Here is a 24,869-nt window from a genome sequence, read left to right on the forward strand (position 1 = left end):
ACATCAAGTTCCTGCTGGCACAGGCGCGCATCCGCGGCCTGAAACTGAACGACTACCTCGAATACATCGACTACCTGCGCCACTACAGCCCGGTTCGCTTCGACCGCGTCATGAGCGAGCTGCGCCTGGAAGATCCGCAAGCCTGGATGAAGCTGCAAAAGCATGCCCAGTTCCGTCCCCTGCGCGAAACCGGCATTGGCTTGAAAGCCGCCGCCAACATCATGGGCGCCTCGGCCGGCATGGCCAACGGCAAGTTCGGCGGCAGCATGGAAAAGTGGATGGAAAGCACGCTCAAGGACTTGATGAAGCGCGACCGCTACGGCCCCTACGCCGACGTGCTCGGCGACAAGGCCAGCACCCTGGTCACCAAGACGCCAACCTTCTCCAACTCCCGGCTCGGCCAGTACATGCAGGCCGAAGGCGCCCTGGTCGACGCGGTATCGGCCAAGACCGCCAAGGACATGGCCGGCAGCCGGGCCGCGTTGCGCGCCGCTGTCAAAGGCACCGCCGTGGTGCGCTCGGTCGGCCCCGTGCTGGATGTGATGGTCGCCGCGCTCAATCCGGAAGTCATGTCCTCGTTCGCCATCATCAAGCTGCGCACGGAAATGGACAAGATGTACGCGAACGGCGTGCTGTCGCTGGACCAGCTGGAGGCGGCGCGGCATCTGCTCAGCCAGGCCAAGTACGACTCGGTCAAGCGCCTGTTGAACCAGGCACAGGCCGACTACATCAAAGGAGGCGCGCGGTGATGCGCCCGATGGCCGCAGCAGCCTTGCTCGCCATGCTCATCACCATTCCCCGGCCGAGGCCAAGGCCCCGGTACGCCAGCCAGCGAGCGCCGCCATGCGCTGCACGGACGCGCCGACCAGCGGCGACGCTTTCCAGGACACCGCGCGCAACTTCCGGCCCGGCGCCGCCCCGCGTATTTTCATGGCCTTGGGCAAGGACCGCCACGCCTTGCTGAAAAAACTGCTCAATGCGGGCGACGACCCCAACATCTGCCACGCCGGCATCAGCCCGCTGCTGGCGGCGGTGGCCGGCGGCGACGCCCTGACCGTAACGATCTTGCTCGACGCCGGCGCCCGGCCCGACAGTCCGCGCGATTCCAGCGGCGGCACGCCCCTGGATTACGCGCTGGGCACGCCGCCGCTGGAGATGGCCACCTTGCTGCTCGATCGCGGGGCCGATCCGCGCGTGGTGGCCGATGGCGGCCGCACGGCCCTGCACAGCCTGGCGCTGCAAGCGCTGCCGCCGCCGCAGCAGCACGCCATCCAGATGGCGCTGGCCGAGCGATTGGTGCGGCAAGGCGTCCCGCTCGATGCCACGTACGGGCAAGGCGAGACCGCCCTGCACATGGCGGCGTCGACCGGCAATCTCGACCTGCTGAACCTGTTGCTCGCCGAAGGCGCCAACCCGACACTGCGCAACGTCACCTCATGGCCGCAGAGCCGCGCTTCGGCCCGGCAATCGCCTTTTACCTGCTCTACGCGGTCGGCCTGATGGTGTTCGCCCTGGCCCCACACGGCCCGCGCCGCACCTTGCGCACCACCCTGACTGCGGCAGCCCTGTTCGGCACCGTTGCCTACGCCACCTACGACCTGTCCAACCTGGCCACCCTGCGCGACTGGCCGCTCAGCGTGGCCCTGATTGACATCGGCTGGGGCTGCGTCGCCAGCACCCTGTCGGTACTGGCCGCCAAGCTATGCATGGACCGGCTCGACCCCGGCCCTGCCGGCGCTTAACAATCCTTGTCGCCGAAGCACGGACCGTCCGACTTTTCATGCTCCGTTTCAACGAGCACTTCCTTGGCCGACTCCTGCGCGAACCTCAAATGGCCAAGCGAAAAGTACCAGGTGCGGACCTTGGGCGACGACACCGTCCCGCCGACGACCACATGGCGCTCGCCTTCCCGGCCGTCTCCACCATCGTCGTAGGCGCTGCCCAGCAAGGACTTGCGCGCCACCAGATTTCCCTTGACGTAAAACGGCACGATACTCAGATCCACCGTCTCGCAATGGACGTTGCCCAGCACGAAAACGGCGTCCATCGAATAGGTGCTCAAGCCGCGGCAATGCAAATCGCCATTAATGACAAGCAGGCGCTCCCGATGAATCAAGGCTTGCTCGAACGGCGTGAGTGCCGTCTTTTTCGAGGCAATCGCGCCGATGTCGATCGGCTCGTCAAGCGTCACATTCCCGTCGAAGACAATAGCCCGCTCGATGCCGGTCAAATCGCGCACGCGGCGTTTATTCTGTCGCGACAGAGGACTCAGCAAGAACAATAATTGATAACGCTGGATGACCGCTTTCGCCGGCTGCACCGAAAACGGCGCGTTCGGCAAGGCCACTTGCTGCTTGGCGGATGGCTTTTGCGCCAACGCCTGCATGGGAGAAGAGATCAGCACAGCGCCAGCCAGGACGGATGCAATAATATGGGCATGAAAAAACACGGATTGAATTCCTTGGACGGCGCGAGCGCAATGGCAAATCGACTATTTTACCCCGGCCGGTCATGAAGCCAGACGCATGGACCGCCACCACGGTGCGCAATCCACCGCTATGCACCAGCATGCGGCGTTCATGGAGCGATCGTTGGGTTTTTCTCGACAGCGTCGACTTCCGCATCCACGGCATCGCCTTTTCGCATCCGGACAGCGCGTGCGTGGCCGGCGCGTATGCATGCGCAATCGAAGACGATCTGCGTTCCCTGGATAAGCAGGATCCATCGCACAACGCGGCGCTGGTGCAGCGGATCTTTCCAACGGCCCGCTACGACAACGACCATCCCGCCCTCGGCACGCACGCCGCCCGCCAGCTCGACCTCGGCACATCCGCCTTTGAGCACTGCGCCGTGTCGTGGGGACCGGAACCGTTCGACGGATTCCTGGCGCTGCTGATCCGCCTACCCGGCCACGACCTCTTCATCGGTCCTGCGAAATACCAGGACCATGGCCCTGGTCCTCACGTTTTCATTCTTCATTCAGGCGCCTATCGCCACCACCTTACGCAGGTCCAGTCCCGCCTCAACACGCCCGAACATTAGCAAGCAAGGGGTGCCGCGCCCGTACGCAGGCGATCAGCGGCCCCGCTCACCACTGCGAAAACGGCAGCCGGATCAGGCTCGAATTGAAATAGCGCCGGTCGTGCGTGACCTCCTCGCCAATCCAGTCTGGCTTCTCGAACGCCTGGTCTTCCGACGCCAGTTCGATTTCGGCAAACATCAAGCCCGCATTCGCGCCCAGGAACTCATCGACTTCCCACACATTGCCGGCAAACGTAATCCGCCGCCGGTATTTTTCGATAATCGGCTGCTGGCACAGGCGGTCGAGCAGTTCGCCCGCATCGGCCAGCGGAATCGGATACTCCCACTCGCCGCGCATGGCGTCCTCGCTGCGCCCCTTGATGGTCAGGGTCGCGCCCCCGCCCTCGATCCGCACCCGCACCGTGCGGTCCGGATCGGTCGACAGATACCCCTGGCGCAGTAGCACCGGCTCGCCCAGCGAACGCCAGGCGTCGCCGGCGAGCAAGAACTTGCGCTCGATCTCGACGCCCACGATCAGCCCAGCGCTTTCAGGATCGGCTGCAGGATCGCCGCGCCCAGCTCGCTGCTGCGCGCACCGTTCCAGCCGGTGTACGGATCAGGCAAGTCGGCATTGTCCTTGAACGGCATTTCCAGGGTCAGCGACAGGCACTTGAAGGTATGCCCGATATACTTGGACGCCAAAGTCAGCATGTCTTCCTTGTACTTGCTGGCCGCGTAGCCGTGCACGTTCTGGAAGTCGGGACTGGCCGCCATGTAGTTCTCGATGAAGGACTTTTGCAGCGCGGCACGTTCAGGCGTGAAATCGTTCAGCATTTCATTGCCGGCCACAAAGTTATACGGCAGCGCTTCGTCACCATGGATGTCGAAGAACATATCGCAGCCGATCTCGTGGATCTTTTGCTTTACGCACAGCACTTCCGGGCTGCGCTCGAGCGACGGCGTCATCCACTCGCGGTTCAGGTTGGCGCCGGCGGCGTTGGTGCGCAGGTTGCCGCGCACCGAGCCGTCCGGATTCATGTTTGGAATGATGTAGAACACGGCACTTTGCAACAGCTTGCGTGCAATCGGATTGGCATTGTCCAGCAGCGCGTCCATCATCCCCTCGACAAACCATTCAGCCATGGTTTCGCCCGGATGCTGGCGTGCGATGACCCAGATTTTCTTCTCGGCGGCAGGGTTGCCGATGACCACCATATTCATGTCGCGGCCGTCGACCGTGCTGCCGATGTCAATCACGCGCGCAAGCGGGTTCTCGGCCACTTCGCCCAGCAGGCGCAGGTGGCGTTCCCACGAATACGGTTCGAAATAGGCGTAATACACACTGTCGAGCTCGGGCGTGTGGCTCACGGTCATGACCTGGCCGTCGAAGCTGGTCGGCACCCGGAACCAGTTTTCGGTATCGTAGCTGGCGGCCACCTGGTAGCCCTGATAGCCGGCTGCGTAGGTCGCCTGGCCGGCGTTCAGGAAGCGGATCGTGCAGGCCTGCCCGCGCGCGCCCTGCAGGCGGAAGTGGAACCACTGGTGGATGTCGGCGTGCGAGTCGGAACGCAGGTTCAGGTCGATCTGGCTGGCGGTGTCGGCTTGCACGACGTCGATGGCGCCGGAATCGAAATGCTGGCTGATTTTGATGGGCATGGCAGATCCTTGTCTTTGGTTCTCAAAGAAGAGCATCATACCCAAATGCCGCCCGCTTGTGGGCGGGCAACACCGAACAGCAGCCTTAGAAACCGAGGTCCATCAGGTCGCCGCGGTAGCCTTCCATCATCTGGCGCATCAATTCCACGTTGGCGCGGTTCAAAATCACCGTCAGATTCGACCCGCGATCGAGCTCCATCGTCATGCGGATGGCATCGTTGAACTGCTTGCACTGCACGCTGAGCACGCGCGGATTGACCACGTCGTCCCAATCTTCCTGATAGATGCGCGGCAGGTTCGGCGGCGGCAGCAATTCCGGGTCCTGGTTCACCGGCAGGTGGGCCAGCAGCCAGAACACGACCGAGGCGGGAATGAAGACGCAGGCATCCTTGCCGCCTTCGAAGGAAAATTTCGCCAGTAAAAGATTACCGATAGGATCGCATGACAGATACATGCTCTTGACTTGGCGGATGACTGCTTGTTTCACGACACTCCCTCGGGGTAGTTAAATTGGCGCAACGATTCTACCCCATCCCACAGGCTGATTGCTTGAATCATGTTACCAACGGGGAGCCGCCGCTCCCCTGTGCTCCGGCCGGCTCAGCGCGATTTGTCCGCGCCCGCCTTGTTGCCGCCGCCCGCGCTCTGCTTGTTGCCGCCTTCGTCCTTGCCGGCCTCGCCTGCGCCGCTGCGCGCACCGCCCTGCGCCGCCTGGCGGTTGCCGTGACTCATGCTGCCCGCGCGGCGCGCTTCTTCCGACGTGAACTCGTGCGCCGTGCCTTTCTGATGAGCCGCCTTGCCGCCTTCGCTGGCAATTTCGCGCTGGCGCTCGGGATCCATGGAGGCGAATCCGCGGTTGCTGGTTCCCTTGCCCGGACTACCACTTTGCTTGTTGCCCTGGTTGTTTGTAGCCATGGTCATCTCCTTTAGCTGGTGCCTCTGTCTGACCCCACCGGCTGCACGCCGATGAGCGATCAAGCAAATCCATCTTAGCAGCGCGGAACGCTGCGGCTATAGGACAGGACGCAGGGACTTTGTAGGACAACAGGCTAGTTCCTCTCAGTACTCCGCACCACCGCCACTGTTGGTAGGCTTTACAGGGGACTTGTCCTACGCAGACTCGGACGGTGTTCCGATACAGCGGTTTGGAATCAGCGCGCATGATTCCACTCCTGGCAACGCCGCTTACGGACTGGACGCTAACCCGGTCCCTCCGCAAGTGATGGGTGCCATCCTATGTTTGTCTCTACTCGGAAAGGAATCAATAATGAACTCGAACCAACGTAGCGAGGGGAACAATCAATCCAGCAATGGCGGCAACGAGAAATCGGAATCGTCGTCGCGTGGCGGCACCGTTGAGAAAGACAATCTGAATCAATCGCAGCAATCGGGCACCCTGGGCGGCTCGCAGCAGTCGGACCGCCTGCCGGGCTCGCCGCAACCGGGCGGACTGGGCGGAGCCCAGCAGTCGGGCAGCCTGAGCGATTCGCAACAATCGGGGGGCTTGGGCGGCTCCAAACAGCAGCAAGGCGGCTCGCAGCAAGGCGCACAGATTGGCCAGCAAAGCACGGAACGCAGCGGCTCGCAAACCGGCAGCCAGCAACAAGGCGTGCCAGGTCAGCACCAGTCCAATGATGTCGCCGGCGGCATGCCAAAAAGCCCAGGCGGCAAACGCCTGGCGGCCGACCAGGACATGGATGACGACACCGGCCTGTCGAACCGCCAGAACCGCCAGCCGGCCGACCTGGATGAAGGCAGCCGCCAGTCGGAGCAAAGCAACGTGGGACGCCGCAGCGACGGCACCCCGGACTAATTAGTTTGCTGTTACGGTAATTCGGGGTGGGCACGCGCAAGCGTGTCCACCCTTTGCGTTTGCGTTTGCGCTTGCGCTTGCGCTTGCGCTTGCGCTTGCGCTTGCGCTTGCGCTTGCGACTCCGCTTGCGTCCCCGCTTGCGGCAGCGCCAGTGTGGCGGCGCTGGCCGGGAACACCGGCTGGCGCAAGCCGGGCGCCTCCCAGCCGTACAGGAAAGCGCAGGCCGACCCGCACACCCGGCCCTGGCACGGCCCCATGCCGGCGCGTGTTTGCAGCTTGGCGCTACGCCAGCCGGCGTGCGGCGCCAGGTCGGCCGCCACCACGTCTTCGCAGCGGCAGACGATGGTCGCGCCGGTGCACATCGCGCGCAGCGATGGCAGCGGCGCAAAGGCCTGCGCCAGCAGGTCGGCGAATCCCTGCGCCTTGCTTCGCATGCGCAGGTCCGCCGTTTGCGGCGCCACGCCCGCCGCGCCAAGCCCCGCGATGCGCCCTTCCGCCAGCGCCTTGTCCACGCCGCCGATGCCGGTCGACTCGCCGGCGGCCCACACACCCTTCACGCTGGTGCGCTGCGCGCAATCGACCAGCACCCGGCCCTGCTCCACCGCGCAGCCGAACAGCGTAGCCAGTTCCAGCGACGGCGTCAGGCCGAAACCGCACGCCAGAAAATCGCAGTCGAGCGCTTGTTCGCGTCCACGGTGACGCAACTGCACGCGCTCCAGGCGCCCGCTTCCATCCGCGGCCAGCACACCAGCGCCACGCAGGTACGGCACACCGCGCAGGCGCGCCGCCAGTTGCAGCGATTGCAGCAGCTTGCCCCGGTGCGACAGCGCCAGCCGCGCGCCGAAGCGCGCCAGATCGCCACTGTCGCGATGCTCGGCCAAGGCCACCAGCACGCCGCCATGCTCACGGACGGTGGCCGCCACCGCCAGCAGCAGCGGCCCGGTTCCGGCTACCACCACGCGCTTGCCGGCGACCGGCATGCCACCCTTGATCAGAGCCTGCAGGCCGCCCGCGCCAGTCACGCCGGGCAGGGTCCAGCCGGGGAAGGGCAACAGCAGTTCGCGCGCGCCGCTGCACACGATCACCTTGTCCCAGGGCTGGATGAGGGCGCCGTCCGCCGTTTCGAGCAGCAGCGCCCGGGCACCGGCTGGCGCCACCACGCGCGCCCCAGCCATCCACGTGACGTGCGGGCGCGCACGCAGCGCCGCCCACAAGGCGCTAGCGCGAGCGTCGCGCCAGCGCTGCGGGCCACCGCGCCAGATCTGCCCTCCGGGCGCGTTGTTTTCATCGACCAGCAGCACCGCCTGGCCGGACGCGGACGCCGCCTCCGCCGCGGCCAGCCCCGCCGGGCCGGCGCCGAGCACGATCACCGGCGCGCTCATGCCGCTTCCCCCGCGCCGGTGGCAATCACCATGCCGGCGCGGCACGCCGTCTGGCAGGCCAGCCGGTGTGCTCGCCCGTCGATCGTAACCCGGCATTCCTGGCAGTAGCCCATGCCGCACAAGGCAAAGCGCGCCTCGCCGCTCACCGAGCGCCGTGTGCACAGCGCATTGGCCAGCACCAGCGCCGCCACCACGCTCACGCCCGCCGCCACCGCAACCGGCCGGCCGTCCACGTGCACCACCATGTCGTCACTGCTCATCGCACACCTCCGCCAGGACCGCAAAACGCGCCGGCGCATATGGCGCCGCGTCGATCTCGCTGGCGCGCCCGATGATCTGGTCGGCCAGCAGGCGCGCGCTGGCGAACGCCGTGGTCACGCCCAATCCTTCATGGCCGCAGGCCAGCCATGTTCCCGCGCGCCCGGGATGGGCGCCGATCAGGGGCCGCCCGTCGGGCGAGGCCGGCCGCATGCCTGTCCAGGCGCGCACGATATGCATGTCGGCCAGGCAGGGCAGCAATCCGATCGCGCAACGCAGCACCGCCCCCAGCACCGCCGGTTCGATGGCGCTGTCGGTGCGCCCGTCCTGGCGGCACGAGCCCACCAGCCACTGGCCCGTGGCGCGCGGCTGCACATTGGCCGCCACCGCCAGCGCATCCTCGCCGGCGGCGCTCTGGCCATAATTCATGCTCACAACCTGGTGCGACAGGCGGCCCGGATAGCGGTCGGTGATTGCCAGATGGCCCTTGCGCGCAAAGATCGGCAGTTCCGGCATCAGGCGCGCGCACTGCACGCCGGCCGCCACGACGACGGCCGGTGCATCCAGGCGCTCGCCATCGTCCAGCATCACGCCGCCTTGCCCCGTCCTGAGCACGCGCCGGCCCAGGTGCAGGCTGCCGCCGGCGCGCGTGAACTGCTCGCTCAAAAACTGCGCCACCGCCGGCGGATACACCACGCTGTCGCCGCGCACGCGCACGCCGCCGCACAAGCCACGCCGCAACGCCGGCTCCAGCTGCGCCACCTGGTCGCCATTGAGCGCCTGCGCCTCCCACCGCTGCGCGCACAGGCGCGCCGCGCGCTGCTGCGCTTCGGCCAGTTGATGCTCGTCCTCGGCCACCCACAAGGTGCCGCAGCGCGACGGCTCGCCCACGCCGGGATGCTCAAGCATGAACGCATCCCACAGCCGCAGCGACATCAGGCACAGCGCCAGTTCGTCGGCGCTCTCGTCGAGCGCCACCAGGTGGCCCATGCCGGCCGCCGTGACGCCCGTTCCCGGCGTGGCGGCATCGACCAGCGCCACCGCCATGCCCTCCTCGCGCAGCGCCAGCGCGCAGGCCGCGCCGACGATGCCGGCGCCGACCACGATCGCATCGTATGCGCGCACCACGCTTAGCCGAAGCTTGGCAGTTTTGGACGGGTTTCCATGGCCGCGCGGATGATGCGCTCGGCCCGCGTGCGCTGCTCGCCTTCGAGGGGCAGGCGCGGTGCGCGTACGCGCTCGGTCGAGCCGATCGCCAGCGCCTCGGCCAGTTTGATGTTCTGCACCAGGTAGGACGACACATCCAGGTCGAGCAAAGGCCGGAACCAGCGGTAGATCGACAAGGCCTCGGCCTGGCGGCCTTCCTTCATCAGGCGGTAGATGGCGACGGTCTCCTTGGGGAAGGCCAGCACCAGGCCGGCCACCCAGCCCACCGCGCCCACCGCCAGCGCTTCGAACGCCAGGTTGTCGACGCCGGTGAACAGGTCGTAGCGCTGGCCGAGGCGGTTGATGATCTCGGTGCTGCGGCGGATATCGTCGGACGACTCCTTGACCGCCACGAAGCGCGCGTCGTCGGCCAGTTCTTCCAGCATGTCGGTGGTCACATCGACCCGGTACGCCAGCCGGTTCGAATACAGCATAACCGGCAGGTCGCCCGCCGCCGCGATGGCGCGCAGGGTGGCGATGGTTTCGCGGTGGTTGCTGTGGTAGATCGTGCTCGGCACCACCATCAGGCCATCGGCGCCGGCTTTGGCGGCCTTTTCGGCCAGCGCGCAGGCTTCGCGGGTGCCGGCTTCGGCCACCGTCAGCAGGGCCGGCTTGGCGCCGGTGACTTGCTTGGCCAGGCGCAGCACGGCGATCCGTTCATCGTGCGTGAGCATCGGGCCTTCGCCCAGCGAGCCGCAGGCGATCAGGCCATCGCAACCGGCCTCCATCTGCAAGCCGAAGCAGCGCTCCATTTCGCCCATGTCGAGCGAACCGTCTTCATTGAATTTAGTCGATACAGCGGGAATCACACCTTGCCACATGAGGGTACCTTGCTTTCTCCGGCGCGCCGGTCGTTTACGGGAAGCAGTCAGGTTAGCCCTGTCGGGGGCCCCGGTCTTGATCGATGGACGAGCGTGCAAAGGCTCAAATCGGCACAATGTTTTGCGGCCTGGCGATTTATACTAACGCATTGTGACCGAACCGGAGACACCCCCATGGACATGAGTGCGCTGTTTTGCGCGGCCCCGCCAATCCGCGCGGTGCAACTGGCCTCGCTCGAGGCATTGTTCGACGCCCTCACCGACCTGGTCTTTTTTGTCAAAGACCGCGAGGGGCGCTACCTCACCGTGAACAACGCGCTGGTGCGGCGCTGCGGCCTGCGCAGCAAGGACCAACTGATCGGGCGCACCGCGCTCGAAGTCTATCCGCCGCTGCTGGCGCAGACCTACCTGGCGCAGGACCGGCAGGTGATCGACAGCGGCACGGCGCTGAAAAAACACCTCGAACTGCACCTGTACCCGAGCCGCGCGCGCGGCTGGTGCCTGACCCACAAGACCCCGCTGCGCGACGAGCACGGCGCCATCGTCGGCCTGGCCGGCACCTCGCAAGACCTGGGACTGGCCGACGAACTGCATCCGGTCTACCGCAAGATCGCCGACATCGCCGCCCACATCCGCGCCAACTACCACGCCAACGTCAGCATGGAAGAACTGGCCAGCAATGCCGGCCTGTCGCTCTCGCGCGTGGAGCGCCTGTTCCAGCGCGTGTTTCACTACTCGCCGCGCCAGTTGCTGCTGCAGTCGCGCCTGGGCGCGGCCATGTCGCTGATCGAGTCCGGCAGCAAGAACAGCATCGCCCAGATCGCGTATGCCTGCGGCTACACCGACCACAGCGCATTTAGCCGCCAGTTCAAGGCGCACACGGGAATGAGCCCGGTCCAATACCGTGCGCATTGCCGGGGGGAATAAGTTCTGATTGGGCATGCCGTAAGCGAGCTCAAGCGTACATGGCGGTTTTTACCCCCTCGATATAATGGCTTGACACTGACCCATTCGAGATCCCCATGAAGAAACTGCACGCGGCCCTGTTCGGCGCGATCCTGCTGGGCGGCCTGGCCGCCTGCTCGCCATTACCCACCCTCAACGCGCTCTCCCCCGGCAGCGGCCTGCGCAGCGGCAGCGGGCTGGCGTATGGCGAGAACGTCCGTCACAAGCTCGACGTGTACTCGCCGGAAGACGCCAGCGCGTCGGCGCCGGTGGTGGTGTTCTTCTTGGGCGGCAACTGGAGTAAGGGCGAGCGCGAGGATTACGCCTTCGTCGGGCGGGCCCTGGCGTCGCGCGGCATGGTGGCGGTGATTCCCGATTTCCGCTTGCATCCGGAAGTGAGTTATCCCGATTTCCTGGACGATTCGGCGCGCGCGCTGGCCTGGACCGTGCGCGAGATTGCGCGCTACGGCGGCGACCCGAAACGCCTGTTCGTGATGGGCCACAGCTCGGGCGCCTACAACGCCGCGATGATGGCGCTCGATGCGCAATGGCTGGCGAAACAGGGCATGCAACCGAACGCGCTGCGCGGCTGGATCGGGCTGGCCGGGCCGTATGATTTTTTGCCGATTGAAAATCCGGTGACCAAGCCGGTGTTTCACTTTCCAAGCACCCCGCCGGAATCGCAGCCGATCAACCACGCCAGGGCCGGCACGCCGCCGGCGTTGCTGATCGCAGCCAACAACGACAAATTGGTCGATGCTGTGCGCACCACGCGCGCCATGGCGGCCAGGCTGCGCGCCAAGGAGGTGGCGGTGCAGGAACTGTATTTTGACAAGGTGAGCCATACCACGCTGGTGGCCTCGCTCGCCGCGCCGCTGCGCTTCCTGGCGCCGACCTTGGATAGCGTGGAGCGCTTCGTTCACAGCGATGGCGGGCGGATTACCCTGGGAAAGACCAACTAGCTTCTTCAACGCACGCTTTCCCGCTCCGCTGCGCCGTTCCCTGCCCTGCCCTTTCCGCTCTCCTCCATCGCCTTAATCAAGCTTGCACTTGATCTGGATTGAACCGACGCGATACGGCAGGAACTCGGCCGCCCCTCTGCGAATCGAACCATCTCATCGCTCACCGTTCGCAGGGAGGCAACATGATGTCGACAATACCCGATCCGCACCCGCACGCGAGGCCGCCATGCGCCGCCTGAAAGTGCTGACCTGGCATACCCACGGCAGCTATCTGTACTACCTCAGCCAGGCGCCGCACGATTTCTACGTGCTGTCCAAGCCGGGCCGCCCGCCCGGCTACGGCGGGCGCACCGGCAACATGCCCTGGGGCGACAACGTGCACGACATGCCCGTGTCCGAAGCACGCCACCACCAGTTCGACTGCATCGTCTTCCAGGACGACGCGCAGTACGAAAAAGACCAGTACGAATTCCTCAGCGCCAGCCAGCGCGCGCTGCCGCGCATCTATATAGAACACGACCCGCCGCGCGAGCACCCCACCGACACGCGCCACCCGGTCGACACGCCGGCGGTGCTGCTGGTGCACGTCACCCATTTCAACGCGCTCATGTGGGACAGCGGCAGCACCCCCACCTGCGTGATCGAGCATGGCGTCAAGGTGCCCGACGGTATCGACTATCGCGGCCAGCTCGAATGCGGCCTGGTCGTCATCAACCACCTGGCGCGGCGCGGGCGGCGCCTCGGCGCCGACCTCTTCGACGCGGTGCGCGCCGAGGTGCCGCTCGAGCTGGTCGGCATGGGCGCCCAGGAGCTCGGCGGCCTGGGCGAGATCGCGCACGCAAAGTTGCCGGCCTTTGCCGCCAGCTACCGCTACCTGTTCAATCCGATCCGCTACACCAGCCTCGGCCTGGCCGTGATCGAAGCGATGATGATCGGCATGCCGGTGGTCGCCCTGGCCACCACCGAAATGAGCACCGTCATCGATAACGGCGAGTCCGGCTTCATCGATACCAATCTGGGCACCCTGGTCGGGCACATGCACGAGCTCGGACGCAACCCGGCGCTGGCGCGCGCACTCGGCGCCCAGGGGCGCAAGCGTGCGCGCGAACGCTTTGCCATCGGCCGCTTCAGCGACGACTGGGACCGCGCCCTGCGCCACGTGACCGACCTGGCGCGCGCACCCGCGTACGGGCAGCCGTACTGAGGTTTCCCCTTGACTCGATCAATGCAAAAACAACGCAAAGAGCAACGCTAAAAACAAGAAGGAGCTGGCATGTTACTTGGTCAATTACACCCGGACCCGGACCCGGACCCGCGCCCCGCAAGCGTTGGCGGCGCGGTCAGGCGCATCGCCATCGTCAGCGAGCACGCCTCGCCGCTGGCCGCGCCCGGCAGCGTCGACAGCGGCGGCCAGAACGTCTACGTGGCCCACCTCGCGCGCGAGCTGGCGCTGGCCGGCTACCTGGTCGACATCTTCACGCGGCGCGACGCCATCGGCCAGAAGCAAACGGTGCACTGGCGCCGCAACATCCGGGTGATCCACGTGCCGGCCGGGCCGGCCCACTACATTCCGAAAGAAAAGATGCTGCCCTACATAGACACCTTTTCCCGCTTCGTGGCCCGCTTCGCGCGGCGCCAGGAGGCGCTGTACGACGTCACGCACGCCAATTTCTTCATGTCGGGCATGGTGGCGCGGCATCTCAAGCAAGTGCTCGGGATTCCCTTTGTCATCACCTTCCATGCGCTCGGGCAAGTGCGGCTGCGCGCCCAGGGATCGGCCGACGCCTTTCCGCCGTCGCGCCTGCAAATCGAAAACAGCCTGATGCGCCAGGCCGACCGCATCATCGCCGAATGCCCGCAAGACCGGCTGGACATGGAGCAACTCTACGACGCGCCCGGCAAGCGCATCGACATCGCCCCCTGCGGCTTCGATCCGCAGGAACTGTGGCCGCTGCCGATGCGCCTGGCGCGCCACAAGCTGGGTCTTACGCAAGGCAAGTTCCTCATTCTACAACTCGGGCGCATCGTGCCGCGCAAGGGCATCGACACGGTCATCCACAGCCTGGCGCTGCTGCGGCGCCAGCATGGCGTCGACGCCGAGCTGTTGGTGGTCGGTGGCGACGCCGCCGCCGGCGCCTGGCGCGACACGCCGGAACTGGCGCGCCTGCGCGCGCTGGCGGCGCACCTCGGCATCGCCGCGCAGGTCCACTTTACCGGCCGCAAACACCGCGCCGAACTGCGCTACTGGTACAGCGCCGCCAACGTGTTCGTCACCACGCCCTGGTACGAACCGTTCGGCATCACCCCGGTCGAGGCGATGGCGTGCGCGCGGCCCGTCATCGGCGCGGCCGTGGGCGGTATCAAGCACACCGTGCAGGACGAGGTCACCGGCTTCCTGGTGCCGCCGCGCGATCCGCAAGCGGTGGCCGACAGGCTCGCCCAACTGCAACGCGACCCGCAACTGGCCGCCGCCATGGGCGACGAAGGCATGCGGCGCGCCTTCCGGCACTACACCTGGCGCCAGGTGGCGCACAAGGCCGCCGCCATCTACGCCGACGTGGTCGGCAAGCAGGCGAGCGCCCCGCGTGCGGCCTGCAGCGTTTCCCATCTACCCACCCCTTAGGAGGACTGCTCCATGTCCGATCAACTTGCTCAAGAACAGCCCAGCCTGCGCGGCAAGGCCGTGTTCGTTACCGGCGGCGCCAGCGGACTCGGCGCGGCGCTGTGCCAGCTGCTGGCGCGCTCCGGCGCCGACCTCATCGTTGCCGACATCAACCACGACATGGCCACCGTCAGCGCCAACATCCTGCGCGAGCATGGCGTGCGAGTGCATGCGCTCGGCTTCGACGTGGGCGATCCGGCCAGCGCCGAACCCGCCATCGGCGCCGCGCTCGAACGCTTCGGCCGCCTCGACGTACTGATCAACAACGCCGGCACCGACGTCACCCTGCCGATGGCCGAGCTCACGCCGCAGCAATGGAGTCGCGTCATCAACACCAACCTGAACGGGCCGTTCCTGCTGGCCAAATATGCGTCGCAGCACATGCGCAAGGCCGGCGGAGGCCACATCGTCAACGTCGCCTCCACCGCCGCCAAGCGCGCCTGGCCCAACGCCAGCGCCTATCACGCCAGCAAGTGGGGGCTGCTGGGCCTGTCGCATGCGATGCATGCCGAACTGCGGCCACACAACATCAAGGTGACGGCCGTGATTGCCGGCGGCATGCGCACGCCCTTCCTGCTCGAGCGCTTTCCCGGGCTCGACGCGGCCACCCTGCAAGACCCGATGAACGTGGCCCAGGCGATCCGCTCGGTGTTGCTGTTGCCGCCCGAGAGCGTGGTGGCCGAAATCACCGTGCTGCCAATGCAAGAATCTTCATGGCCATAGACAATGAAAGCGACCTGAATCATGCGAGCGATCTTTCTGGACAAGGACGGCACCCTGGTGGACGATGTGCCCTACAACGCCGAGCCGCGCCGCATCACCCTGTGCAGCGGCGCCGGCGCCGCCCTGCGCCTGCTGGCGCGCCTCGACTACCGCTTCTTCATCATCAGCAACCAGGATGGCATTGCGCATGGTTACTTTGGCGAAGACGCCATGGGCTGCATCGAGCGGCGCCTGGCCGACCTGCTGTTCCGCGAGCAATTGATGCTCGATGGCTTTTACTACTGCCCGCACCATCCGGCCGGCAAGGTGGCGCCGTATGCGGTGGCGTGTACTTGCCGCAAGCCCATGCCGGGCATGCTGCAGCGCGCCGCGCGCGAGCACGGCATCGACCTGCGCGCCTCGTGGATGGTGGGCGACATCCTGCATGATGTGGAAGCCGGCAACCGCGCCGGCTGCCGCACCCTGCTGATCGACAAGGGCAACGAAACCGAGTGGCAACTGGGGCCGCACCGCGTTCCGACCCGCATCGCCGCCGACCTGTACGCGGCGGCCGTGATGATCGTCAGGCACGACGAGGATCGGCAATGAGCGCGCCGCAGTGGATGGATGCGCGCAACATCCTGTGCGTGCGCCTCGATTCGATGGGCGACGTGCTGATGTGCACCCCGGCGATGCGCGCCCTCAGGCAGGCGCGGCCGGGCCGCACGCTCACCTTGCTCAGTTCGGCGAGCGGCACGGCGCTGGCTCCCTATCTCGACGATGTGGACGCCGTCATCACCTATGCGGCGCCGTGGATGAAGGGCGGCGCCTCGCATGGCGCGCCGCACCCGCCATCGGCCGACAGCGACTTTATCGGGCAACTGGCTGAACGCCATTTCGACGCCGCCGTCGTGTTTACCTCGTTCAGCCAGAGCGCCCTGCCGGCCGCCCTGATGTGCTACATGGCCGGCATTGCGCTACGGCTCGGCCATTGCCGCGAGAACCCCTATCGCATGCTCTCGCACTGGGTGGTGGACGACGAGCCCGCCACCCAGATCCGCCATGAAGTGCAGCGCCAGCGCGACCTGGTCGCCAGCGTGGGCTGCCACGGCGACAATCCACGCATGCGCTTTGCACTGCGCGCCCACGATCTGGCGGCGGTGCGGCGCATGTTGGATGAGCGCGGCATCCGGCGTGGGCGGCCGTGGATCCTCATGCATCCGGGCGCGAGCGCGGCGTCGCGCCGCTATCCGCCCGAGCGCTGGGCCGATGTAATCGGCGCGCTGGCGCGGCGCACCGGCTGCCCGATCGTGCTGACCGGAGATGCGCACGAGGCGGCGCTGATCGACGGCATCCGCGCCGCTTGCGGCGTGACCACGCATTCGCTGGCCGGCCAGCTCGACCTGGGCCAGCTGGGCGCGGCGATCCGCCTGGCCACGGTGGTTCTGTCGAACAACACCGGTCCGGCCCACATTGCCGCGGCGCTCGGCACGCCGCTGGCCATCTTGTACGCGCTGACCAATCCGCAGCACACGCCGTGGCAGGTCGAGAGCCGGCTGCTGTACCACGACGTGCCCTGCCGCTTCTGCTATAAAAGCGTGTGCCCGGAAGGACATCACGACTGCCTGGGCAAGGTCGCGCCGGCCGCGGTGGTGGACGCGGTGTGCAGCCTGATGGGCGCAGCGAGGCAGTATCGGGCCTCATCAACCGACCCGTGAGGCGCGCAGTCCACAACGGGCTCAGGCAGGCTGCATCACTGGGTCGACAAGGCGAAGCCGGGATTGGCGACGATGCCTGCGGTCAGCCTTGCCGCGACCAGGCTCACTTCCCCATCGGGAATAATGCCGCGCAATCCCTCGCACAGCTGCATGTATTGCGCGATGGTCACGGCGGCCCGGTGCGCATTCAATACATTCGCGCCGGCGCCGCTGTTAATTTCGCTCAGCATGACTTTTACCTCGGAATCGCTCATGGTGTTCTCTCTGTCAGGGGAAAACGGCGAGTATAGGCCCGCGCGCCCGATTGCCCGCGTACGCGAGGCGCATTGGTGCTGTGCAATCGAAGCGGACGCGGCGCGCACGGCGGGAGTGTTAGGATGATTCCTCACAATCAGGAACCCATTTCATGACTCTTCGCACCGCCAGTGTGACAGCCCTGTTCGCCGCCGGCGCCTTGTTCGGCGTTACCGCCTGCTCGTCCAGCGTACCCCTCGCGCCCCAGGCGTCGCTGTTCGCGCGACTTGGCGGCATGGAGAACCTGACCGCCGTGGCCGACGAGGTCGTATCGAAGGTGTCCATCGACCCACGCTCCAGGCGCACCTTCGAGGGCGTGAACCTGGCGCGGCTCAAGGCCAGCGTGGCCTCGCACCTGTGTTCGGTCAGCGGCGGGCCCTGCAAGTACGAAGGCGATTCGATGGCGCTGGCGCATCGCGGCATGGCGCTCACCGTGGAAGAATTGCAGGTCATGGGGGAGCATGTCGATCGGGCCTTGATCGGCCGCGGGGTGGCCAGGAAAGAGCGTGAAGAGCTCGAAGCGATACTCGACAAGCTCTCTGGCGAGGTGCTGAACAAATAAGGAAAAACAGGGCGCCGGGCGACGCCCCAGTCTGCGGCATAGTGTCACTGTCAGTCGCAGGTTTCGACCACGACATTACGGACCAGGTTCTGCTGATTCAAATAAATTGTCACCCGCCCGGCGATGAACTCCTGGGTGATCAGCGCGCCGAACGGCACCACGCGGATGCGGCGGCCGGTCAGTTCGCGCAGGGTCAGCGGAACCGACCTGGGGATTTCCCTGGTCACATCCAATTGACGGCAATTATTGTTTTGCATCATAAGCTCCTTGAAGAGAGAAGGACAAGCCGCTGCGGCGGCTCGTCCGCGTGCCACGGCCGATCAACCCTCGACAATCTTTGTGCGCACGGTGACCGACTTGATCAGCTCGATCGCCGCCAGCACTTTCGCGCGCGAGCTGTAGGCCTCGCCGCTGGCAATGATTTCGTGATTCTTGGCCTTGAGGCGCCAGCGCCACTCTTTGCGGCTTTTTTCCGAGGCTTGAGTTTGGTAGATTTCGAAATACATGATGAACCTCCCATGACGTGAGATTCCAGTGTTACAGAGCGGTATACCCGGCATTCTGATTGGTTCAATAAAGGACTAGCGCTATATCAAACGCACGCTCAATTTCTTGACGTCAATTTTGCGCTTTGGCATTGCAATTGGCGGGAAACCGGTGGGCGGAAAGCACAGGCCGTAGAATGGCGCCTCTCCCATTCTTAAGAAGTACCGTATGACGACGACTCCCTCTCTCGACCAGGCTTGCGCAGACGCGGCCGCCCTCATCGACCAGTGCGACGGCATGGTGATCACGGCCGGCGCCGGCATGGGCATCGATTCCGGCCTGCCTGATTTTCGTGGCGACAAAGGTTTCTGGAACGCTTACCCGGCCCTGGGCAACCACGGCCTGCGCTTTACCGAGATCGCCAACCCGCGCGCCTTTCGCGAACGCCCCGAGTTGGCCTGGGGCTTTTACGGGCACCGGCTGCAACTGTACCGGCGCACGGTGCCGCACGCGGGATTCGGCCTGCTCAACGACATCGCGGCGCGCCTGCCGAACGGCGCTTTCGTCTTCACCAGCAATGTCGATGGTCAATTCCAGCGCAGCGGCATGCGCGATGAGCGCGTGGTGGAGTGTCATGGCAGCATCGAGAAACTACAATGCCTGGGCGACTGCGGCCATCCGACCTGGTCCGCGCAAGCGTTCGTGCCGCTGATCGATGAGGAACAATGCTTGCTGACCTGCGCGCTGCCGCGCTGCCCCAACTGCGGCGACATCGCCCGGCCCAACATTCTGATGTTCGGCGACCGGCTGTGGGATTCAAGCTATGCCGACAAGCAGGAGCACCGCCTCGACACCTGGCTGGCGCGCCAGCAGCGCGCCGTCATCATCGAACTGGGCGCCGGCACCTGGATACCTTCGGTGCGGGTATTCGGCGAAACCCAGGACCGGCCGCTGATCCGCGTCAATCCGAGCGAGTCAGCGGTTGGCTTGCCGCGCGATATAGGGATTGCGCTCGGGGCGCTGGAAGGCATTTCGCGTATTGCAGCAGCGATGGACGCGCTGTAACGGCGATGCCAATCCGGTGCGGCCGGCAAGGCGCGCGTCCAGCACCACCCCATCGACCATGCCCGCTTGCGCGACGCCGCAGGGGCCGGCGCATTGTCCGCGGATCGGCGATCGGCACGCCCGATCGCGTCCCCTGAGCGCTCGCTTGGACAAGGGACGGCCGCAGCCATGCTGGCCGCTGTCGTCGGCTTGCTCAAAAATCAAGAAACCGAAGCGCTTGTCAAGGGTGTGCGTTAACCCGAGTTGCATTTAAATCACGTTTTCAACAAGTAAGGCAAGCTGATAAGTCAATTGTGCCAAAATTGCAACCTCAGCCACCAGCGCGCATATCGCGGACGCGACCTGCCGCTCCTCACCTGCCAAGAAAGCCCTATGAAGCGCCAATCCATTGCATCCCGTCTACCCAAGCTTCACACCGTCGCGTTCGCTCCACTCACCTTCCTTCTCGGCATGCCGCTCGCGTATGCCGCCAGCAACCTCGGCTTGACCAACGGCACCTTCGATGTCGAGACCAAGCCCTGGGTAATAGTGGGAAAGGGGACATCGGGGTCCACCGGCCCAACCGCCTGTGGCGCAACCAAATGTCTTGAACTCAAGATCGACAATGCGACGGTGACGGCTACCAGCGAGGGGAAAAAAAATGTCTCACCAGGCGAGTTCGTTACCGCGTCGGCGATGGTGAAGCGCTCGTCTGTGACAGAGCCGGATAATGTGTCGCTAGGAATCGTTTTTTACGGCGACGGCAACGTGCCCATCGGTACAACGACGTGGTCCAACGCGACGGGGCCTGCCGACACATGGGGAAACGTCAAGGTATCGGCGATCGCGCCAGCCGGCACCCTGGCAACCGTGGTTGTGGTTCGCGGTAAATCGACCGGCAAGGTGAGCGCGCATGTCGATAATGTGGTCTTGAGCAAAATTGTTTTCGAGGACAAGGGTCCGCAGGTGTCTCTCGCCCGGGTCTCCGCAGCAGCATTCGATAGCAAGAAAAATGCACTTTACGTCGCTGCCAATGGCAACCCGGCAAAATTCTTCCACTACAGCGTCGAGAATGGCAAGGCAGAAATAGTAAAAAAGACGACGTGGGATTACAACGTGGACATCTGGAGCCTCATCGTCGGCGGCGATGGCGCCGCCTACTTTGGTACGGCATCCGGCAAGCTCTACAAATATGACTCCGCCAAGAATGCTGACCCGGTAGAGTTAATGGAATTCAAAAAAGAAAAGAGCGGATCCCGGACAATCTGGTCCCTCAAAGCCGGGGCCGACAATTGCATCTATGGAGGTCTTGAGCCAGATGGGACGAGCACCGGCGGATTCAAATATTGCTCGAATCCAGAAAAGTTAACCATGCTCCCCTTGCCCACTGCGGATGCCGCTACTCAGGTCGGCTATCAGGTACGCTCGCTCGCCATCGATCCCGGCGCGAACACGACCCCTGGCGCGGTATATTGGGGCATGGGCGTCAACTCCAGATTGCATAAAAGTACGTTGGATGGGAGCCGCACGAGCAACAACCTGCTCGATGGTGTCGATGCGGATCATGAATATGCCTACTATACGGACTTCGTCAAGGACCGCTTGTTTGTTCGCCTCACCGGCACGGACTTCAACCAGACAGTGGTACTGGACCGTGATGGCCGCAAAATCGGCAATAGTACGGTGGCGGGCATCAATTCGATCGGCATGAGTCCCCTTTCCACGGATGATCATAGCGCGATTTGTAAAAATGCCGTGTTTTACACAAAGAATCTCGGTGACACCGGCCTCAAGAAGGGAACCCACCTTTCCTCTTACTGCTTCGATAAGGGCATCGAGACCAATCTGCTCATTCAGATGGGGCCAGCGGCCGCCTTCGCGTCTACGCCAGCTTTAGCGCCGACCCAGCTGTTTTCGGTTCTGCGTGAAACTGCGGGAGGAAAGGGCAAGATCGAACGGTTCAATCTGGCGGATCTCCACAATTCCATTAGTAAAAAAACTTTAGACCCGATTGAGTTCGATGCACCGACAACAGCGTCGGAGATCCGCACGTTCGTGGTGCGTAATGGCACGACGTACTCGTCGGGCTATGTCAATGGCGACCTTGGCATCAGTGACGGGAAAGGCAATCCGCCAGTGCTGGTAAAAGAACCCCTTCAGGCTGAAGGAATGGCGATACTCGGCGACCATCTGTATATCGGCGGGTACCAAGACGCAGTACTTAAATCCTACGAACTGACGCCAGATGGACTGGGGAAGGTCGTGATGAAAAACGACGACACGCTCGGCACAAAATACGGCCAAAACCGTCCGTTTGCCATGCTTGCCCTGCCAGCAAAGAGTAAGAGCGAACTGGACCGGCTAGTGATTGCAACCGTCCCGAAGAAACTCGAACAAGGTGCCCTCGCGGTGTACTCGGTTGGCGAGCGCGACCCGTGGAAAGTCGTGAAGGAGCCGTTTAACGGGCAATCCATTTTGGCGCTCACCAGGATCGACAATGTCGTGTACGGCGGAACGTCCGTCTGGCGCGAGAAAGACGAGACGCCGAGCCCGGGCTTTGCCAAGCTGTTCACGTTTGATCCCTTCAAAACTTTTGCGATAACGAAAGTAGATTTTACCGGGGATATTGTTAACGAAGAAAATTGGACGAAAAAGGCAATTACAGCGCTGTTGACGGTAAACCGGCACATCTGGGTGTTAGCTGAAGACACCATCGTCATTTACGACCATGACACACAAACAGTCGTGAACAAGCTGCGCATTAACCCCCATTTCTCCTACGCCGCCTGGCCAGTTGCATGGAATGCGGGCAGCATGGTCGAATCAAACGGGTATGTGTATTTTTCCGCCAACGATACCTTCGGGACGAATGTGTATCGCGTGAACATCGGCAAGCCCGAGAGTATCGAACTGGTCCGCAAGGGCGAAGCGGGGATGCTGAGAGTCGATGCCAATGGCGATATCTACTTTATCAACGGTGCGAAAGTCATGAAGTTCAACCCGGCACTTTAATAATGCCCCTTGTCCCGCGCGTATTGGCGCGCGGGACTGGCGTGCCAGCCTCATTGAACCGGGCGCGCCACCGTGTGTGGCGCGGTACCGGACGCGCCTGCCCGTCGTGGGGCGCTTTGCCTGTCTTACAAGCGCTTGAGCTTGCCGATGGCGTCGCTCAATTGCGCGAGCGCCGCCGCAACGCGCTCGTCGAGGAACGGCGAGATCGCAGCCACCCGCACCGGCGGCACACCCCACAGCGCCTCACCGAGCACGCAGGCGGTCGCGGCGATGGTGTCGCTGTCGCCGCCGTGATACAGGCACGCGGCCAGCAAGGAATCGATGTCGCCGCTTTCCGCCAGGCAGCTCATCACGTCCTCCAGGGTATCATCGGCACGCACCCGCATCGGCGAACCGGATGCGTGGTGCGCCTCGACCCCGTGCACACTGCCGCCGCCCGCTTGCCACGATGCCAGCAGGTCGTCCTTGCTTGCACCGTGCAGCGCCGCCCAGTGCAATTGCACGTAGGCATCGGCCGCCTGCATTGCGCTCGGATGGCCGTGGGTCGAACGCGTGATGTCAGCGGCCATGCGGCGCGCGTGCGCCAGGTCCGGCGCCAGCGCCGCAACCGGCCCCAGGCGCATCAAGGCGCCATTACCCCAGCTCACCAGTTCCTCGGAGGACGCACCCAGAGCCCACGCGGCGAACAGCTTGCCGTAGCCAGCGTTAGGATAATGGGCCACCCAGTGTCGGAACGCCTCCTTCAGTGGGGTTTCCTCCAGCAAATGCTCGGCGACCGCGAGGGTGATAATGGTGTCGTCGGTGAAGCGGTGCGCCGCTGTCAGCGCGGGCAAGGTGCGCGTCGGCGTGCATGATTTTTCGTAGACGGAGCCGTAAATGTCCCCGACAATGGTTCCTAACATATAGTTCTCCTGAAGCAAAGAAACGGTACGGCATTCGGACCTGCTGTCATGCAGTGGCCGGGCGTCGGGATGATTAACTTTCCATAATGCAACAAGGAGCGCAATCGGATGATGCTGGCAATATTGGCAATGGCTGCGGGACCCGCCATGGTCGTTGTTCGGGAGGACGACGTCAAGCGCGACGAAGCGCCACCGCATGGGGCGATCGGCATGTCCACGGCCTACCGCATCAGCGATGCGGCGCCGGCGCCGCGCGCCATGGAATTTCGCAAACGCGAGCTGCATGCGGGGGCGGCCATCGGACTGCACCGGATTGACCATGACGAGGTGTATTACGTGCTCGCCGGTCAGGAACAGGTCACTTCCAACGGCGACACTGCGCGCCTGGCGCCGGGAATGGCCGCCTACCTGTACAAGGGGGCCACGGTCGGCATCGGGCAACTGGGAGAGCAACCGCTGTCGATCATCGTCAGCTATCCGGCTGCGCCGCGCTGATCGCCGGCCTCCGGCACGACGCTGTTTTCAAGCCAGCGTCACGGCGCCGCCAGGGGCTCATCGGACCAGATTTTTCTCGATAAAAGGCCGGAATTCCTTATAGATGCGTGTCTGCTCCGTCCTGCACATTTTCGCAACTGCCTCGCCTTCACTTTTACAGCTCAAGGTGAGCGTGATTTTCTCATTCGACCCACTGCCGGGCATCTTGATAATCGATGCCGCGATATTGCCTTCTCCGGTGGGATTGTAGGTCTGGATGACGGTATCTGTCGCCACCTGAATCTTCTGATTGGCATTCTGGGTAACAAAGATCTGCGCCAGCGAGAACATTTTCGCGCAGCTTGTTTTGTCGCGACAGATGATATTGGCCTGTTCGCGGGCGGCCAGGAGCGCGACCGTCTCTTCCTTCGCTTGCGCCTCTTCCCGCTCCTGCCGCACCGCTTCCGCCTTGGCGGACGCAGCCGCCTTCGTCGCTCTTTCCGCCGCATTGGCTTGACTTTCCGCACGGCGGGCCGCGTCCTCTGCAGCCAGCTTCTGGACATAAGCCTGGCGCGCCACCGGGCCGAATACGCCGCCTTCGGGAACGCCGACGATGATTCCGTTTTCCAGGTTGTACTCGACCGAACCGGTAGGCGTAGCGTCGTAGCGCTTGGCATGCCCCCGGCGCCATTTCACCTTATTGACGCCTTTATCGGTGGCCGGCATGCCGAGGATCGTTTCCGCTTCCTGTACGGTCATGCCGTTTTTGACCTGATTTGCGTTTTCGCGCGCGGTCCTGAAACTGGAAGCGGCGCAACCTGCAAACATCGCCGCCATCATCAAAATGGCCACTGCTTTTTTCATTTTTTCTCTTTCATTATCGGGAGCTGACTCTGGACCAGGGGATTATATGCGCGCACCGGATTTTCGTGATAAAAACTCATCTCTC

30 protein-coding genes are annotated in these 24,869 nt (G+C 64.3%); 16 read left to right on the top strand and 14 right to left on the bottom strand.

Translation table 11 applies throughout. The features are described from left to right. The 3 genes from F2P46_RS32455 to F2P46_RS32465 form a co-directional block, all read left to right on the top strand. The coding region (locus F2P46_RS32455; RefSeq protein WP_166898208.1) for a DUF4124 domain-containing protein at positions 1-749 on the top strand (749 nt) is incomplete at its 5' end. A 94-nt stretch (positions 750-843) separates the two neighbouring features. Beyond that, positions 844-1,500, top strand: coding sequence for an ankyrin repeat domain-containing protein (locus tag F2P46_RS32460; RefSeq protein WP_166898210.1), 657 nt, complete (start codon positions 844-846; stop codon positions 1,498-1,500). Beyond that, the gene (locus F2P46_RS32465) at positions 1,437-1,742 is read left to right on the top strand and encodes a DUF2177 family protein (protein ID WP_166898211.1); all 306 of its coding nucleotides are present in this window, start codon (positions 1,437-1,439) and stop codon (positions 1,740-1,742) included. Before F2P46_RS32460 ends, F2P46_RS32465 begins: the two co-directional genes overlap by 64 nt. Here F2P46_RS32465 and F2P46_RS32470 read toward each other — a convergent pair. Next, positions 1,739-2,449 carry a hypothetical protein gene (locus F2P46_RS32470; protein ID WP_166898213.1) on the bottom strand — a complete coding sequence of 237 codons (711 nt, stop codon included), beginning with the start codon at positions 2,447-2,449 and terminating at the stop codon, positions 1,739-1,741. The genes F2P46_RS32465 and F2P46_RS32470 overlap by 4 nt on opposite strands. Before the next feature lie 62 nt (positions 2,450-2,511). Here F2P46_RS32470 and F2P46_RS32475 point away from each other — a divergent pair, with 62 nt between their 5' ends. After that, positions 2,512-3,042 (top strand): hypothetical protein, encoded by a 531-nt coding sequence (locus F2P46_RS32475; RefSeq protein WP_166898215.1) that lies wholly within the window; start codon positions 2,512-2,514, stop codon positions 3,040-3,042. 46 nt (positions 3,043-3,088) lie between these two features. Here F2P46_RS32475 and F2P46_RS32480 read toward each other — a convergent pair whose 3' ends face one another. From F2P46_RS32480 to F2P46_RS32495, 4 genes are all read right to left on the bottom strand, one after another. Then, positions 3,089-3,553 carry a CYTH domain-containing protein gene (locus F2P46_RS32480; protein ID WP_166898217.1) on the bottom strand — a complete coding sequence of 155 codons (465 nt, stop codon included), beginning with the start codon at positions 3,551-3,553 and terminating at the stop codon, positions 3,089-3,091. A 2-nt stretch (positions 3,554-3,555) separates the two neighbouring features. Further along, positions 3,556-4,677: a M14-type cytosolic carboxypeptidase gene (locus tag F2P46_RS32485; RefSeq protein WP_166898219.1), complete on the bottom strand. Its 1,122-nt coding sequence runs from the start codon at positions 4,675-4,677 to the stop codon at positions 3,556-3,558. A gap of 85 nt (positions 4,678-4,762) precedes the next feature. After that, entirely contained in the window at positions 4,763-5,164 is a 402-nt protein-coding gene (locus tag F2P46_RS32490) for a hypothetical protein (RefSeq protein ID WP_368737984.1), read from the bottom strand. A gap of 113 nt (positions 5,165-5,277) precedes the next feature. Beyond that, on the bottom strand, positions 5,278-5,592 hold the full coding sequence (locus tag F2P46_RS32495; RefSeq protein ID WP_166898221.1) for a KGG domain-containing protein: 315 nt from the start codon (positions 5,590-5,592) through the stop codon (positions 5,278-5,280). A 352-nt stretch (positions 5,593-5,944) separates the two neighbouring features. On the opposite strand from F2P46_RS32495, the gene F2P46_RS32500 reads away from it, so the two are divergent. Then, entirely contained in the window at positions 5,945-6,490 is a 546-nt protein-coding gene (locus F2P46_RS32500; protein ID WP_166898223.1) for a hypothetical protein, read from the top strand. Positions 6,491-6,501: 11 nt separating this feature from the next. On the opposite strand, the gene F2P46_RS32505 is transcribed toward F2P46_RS32500, so the two are convergent. From F2P46_RS32505 to F2P46_RS32520, 4 genes are read right to left on the bottom strand one after another with little or no spacing between them, the layout of a single operon-like run. Then, positions 6,502-7,872, bottom strand: coding sequence for an FAD/NAD(P)-binding oxidoreductase (locus tag F2P46_RS32505; RefSeq protein WP_166898225.1), 1,371 nt, complete (start codon positions 7,870-7,872; stop codon positions 6,502-6,504). Next, entirely contained in the window at positions 7,869-8,132 is a 264-nt protein-coding gene (locus tag F2P46_RS32510) for a 2Fe-2S iron-sulfur cluster-binding protein (protein WP_166898227.1), read from the bottom strand. The genes F2P46_RS32505 and F2P46_RS32510 overlap by 4 nt, the downstream gene beginning before the upstream one ends. Continuing rightward, positions 8,122-9,255, bottom strand: a complete 1,134-nt coding sequence (locus F2P46_RS32515) for an FAD-dependent oxidoreductase (protein ID WP_166898229.1) — start codon at positions 9,253-9,255, stop codon at positions 8,122-8,124. Before F2P46_RS32515 ends, F2P46_RS32510 begins: the two co-directional genes overlap by 11 nt. A 5-nt stretch (positions 9,256-9,260) precedes the next feature. Further along, positions 9,261-10,157, bottom strand: coding sequence for a dihydrodipicolinate synthase family protein (locus F2P46_RS32520; RefSeq protein ID WP_166898231.1), 897 nt, complete (start codon positions 10,155-10,157; stop codon positions 9,261-9,263). A 174-nt stretch (positions 10,158-10,331) separates the two neighbouring features. Between F2P46_RS32520 and F2P46_RS32525 the strand changes: the two genes are divergently transcribed. The 7 genes from F2P46_RS32525 (at position 10,332) to F2P46_RS32555 (ending at position 17,146) form a co-directional block, all read left to right on the top strand. After that, positions 10,332-11,084, top strand: a complete 753-nt coding sequence (locus F2P46_RS32525) for an AraC family transcriptional regulator (RefSeq protein ID WP_166898233.1) — start codon at positions 10,332-10,334, stop codon at positions 11,082-11,084. Between the two features lie 95 nt (positions 11,085-11,179). After that, positions 11,180-12,064, top strand: coding sequence for an alpha/beta hydrolase (locus F2P46_RS32530; RefSeq protein ID WP_166898235.1), 885 nt, complete (start codon positions 11,180-11,182; stop codon positions 12,062-12,064). Positions 12,065-12,290: 226 nt separating this feature from the next. Next, complete coding sequence (locus F2P46_RS32535) at positions 12,291-13,268, top strand: glycosyltransferase (protein WP_166898237.1); 978 nt, start codon at positions 12,291-12,293, stop codon at positions 13,266-13,268. A 69-nt stretch (positions 13,269-13,337) separates the two neighbouring features. Further along, on the top strand, positions 13,338-14,687 hold the full coding sequence (locus tag F2P46_RS32540; RefSeq protein ID WP_166898239.1) for a glycosyltransferase: 1,350 nt from the start codon (positions 13,338-13,340) through the stop codon (positions 14,685-14,687). A 12-nt stretch (positions 14,688-14,699) separates the two neighbouring features. Beyond that, positions 14,700-15,449, top strand: coding sequence for an SDR family oxidoreductase (locus F2P46_RS32545; protein WP_166898240.1), 750 nt, complete (start codon positions 14,700-14,702; stop codon positions 15,447-15,449). 21 nt (positions 15,450-15,470) lie between these two features. Further along, positions 15,471-16,037 (top strand): HAD-IIIA family hydrolase, encoded by a 567-nt coding sequence (locus F2P46_RS32550; protein ID WP_166898242.1) that lies wholly within the window; start codon positions 15,471-15,473, stop codon positions 16,035-16,037. After that, positions 16,034-17,146, top strand: a complete 1,113-nt coding sequence (locus tag F2P46_RS32555; RefSeq protein WP_166898244.1) for a glycosyltransferase family 9 protein — start codon at positions 16,034-16,036, stop codon at positions 17,144-17,146. The genes F2P46_RS32550 and F2P46_RS32555 overlap by 4 nt, the downstream gene beginning before the upstream one ends. Before the next feature lie 35 nt (positions 17,147-17,181). On the opposite strand, the gene F2P46_RS32560 is transcribed toward F2P46_RS32555, so the two are convergent. Further along, positions 17,182-17,400: a hypothetical protein gene (locus tag F2P46_RS32560; RefSeq protein WP_166898246.1), complete on the bottom strand. Its 219-nt coding sequence runs from the start codon at positions 17,398-17,400 to the stop codon at positions 17,182-17,184. Between the two features lie 152 nt (positions 17,401-17,552). Between F2P46_RS32560 and F2P46_RS32565 the strand changes: the two genes are divergently transcribed. Further along, on the top strand, positions 17,553-18,002 hold the full coding sequence (locus F2P46_RS32565; protein ID WP_166898248.1) for a group 1 truncated hemoglobin: 450 nt from the start codon (positions 17,553-17,555) through the stop codon (positions 18,000-18,002). A 50-nt stretch (positions 18,003-18,052) separates the two neighbouring features. Here the strand turns inward: F2P46_RS32565 and F2P46_RS32570 are convergent, their stop codons facing one another. Both F2P46_RS32570 and F2P46_RS32575 read right to left on the bottom strand, forming a co-directional pair. Continuing rightward, positions 18,053-18,259, bottom strand: coding sequence for a hypothetical protein (locus tag F2P46_RS32570; RefSeq protein ID WP_166898250.1), 207 nt, complete (start codon positions 18,257-18,259; stop codon positions 18,053-18,055). Positions 18,260-18,322: 63 nt separating this feature from the next. Continuing rightward, positions 18,323-18,508, bottom strand: a complete 186-nt coding sequence (locus tag F2P46_RS32575) for a DUF1508 domain-containing protein (protein ID WP_126074203.1) — start codon at positions 18,506-18,508, stop codon at positions 18,323-18,325. Between the two features lie 208 nt (positions 18,509-18,716). On the opposite strand from F2P46_RS32575, the gene F2P46_RS32580 reads away from it, so the two are divergent. Further along, positions 18,717-19,553, top strand: coding sequence for a Sir2 family NAD-dependent protein deacetylase (locus F2P46_RS32580; protein ID WP_166898252.1), 837 nt, complete (start codon positions 18,717-18,719; stop codon positions 19,551-19,553). Positions 19,554-19,925: 372 nt separating this feature from the next. Then, positions 19,926-22,544, top strand: a complete 2,619-nt coding sequence (locus F2P46_RS32585; protein WP_166898254.1) for a hypothetical protein — start codon at positions 19,926-19,928, stop codon at positions 22,542-22,544. Positions 22,545-22,669: 125 nt separating this feature from the next. Here the strand turns inward: F2P46_RS32585 and F2P46_RS32590 are convergent, their stop codons facing one another. Continuing rightward, positions 22,670-23,446 (bottom strand): ADP-ribosylglycohydrolase family protein, encoded by a 777-nt coding sequence (locus F2P46_RS32590; protein WP_166898256.1) that lies wholly within the window; start codon positions 23,444-23,446, stop codon positions 22,670-22,672. Positions 23,447-23,593: 147 nt separating this feature from the next. On the opposite strand from F2P46_RS32590, the gene F2P46_RS32595 reads away from it, so the two are divergent. Next, a complete protein-coding gene (locus F2P46_RS32595; protein WP_208296865.1) occupies positions 23,594-23,941 on the top strand; it encodes a cupin domain-containing protein in 348 nt (115 codons plus the stop codon). A 57-nt stretch (positions 23,942-23,998) separates the two neighbouring features. On the opposite strand, the gene F2P46_RS32600 is transcribed toward F2P46_RS32595, so the two are convergent. Then, positions 23,999-24,784 carry a hypothetical protein gene (locus F2P46_RS32600; RefSeq protein ID WP_166898260.1) on the bottom strand — a complete coding sequence of 262 codons (786 nt, stop codon included), beginning with the start codon at positions 24,782-24,784 and terminating at the stop codon, positions 23,999-24,001. Positions 24,785-24,869: the final 85 nt, after the last annotated feature.

The organism is Massilia sp. CCM 8734 (assembly GCF_011682155.1).
In the GTDB taxonomy this organism is placed as follows: Bacteria; Pseudomonadota; Gammaproteobacteria; order Burkholderiales; family Burkholderiaceae_D; genus Telluria_A; species Telluria_A rubra.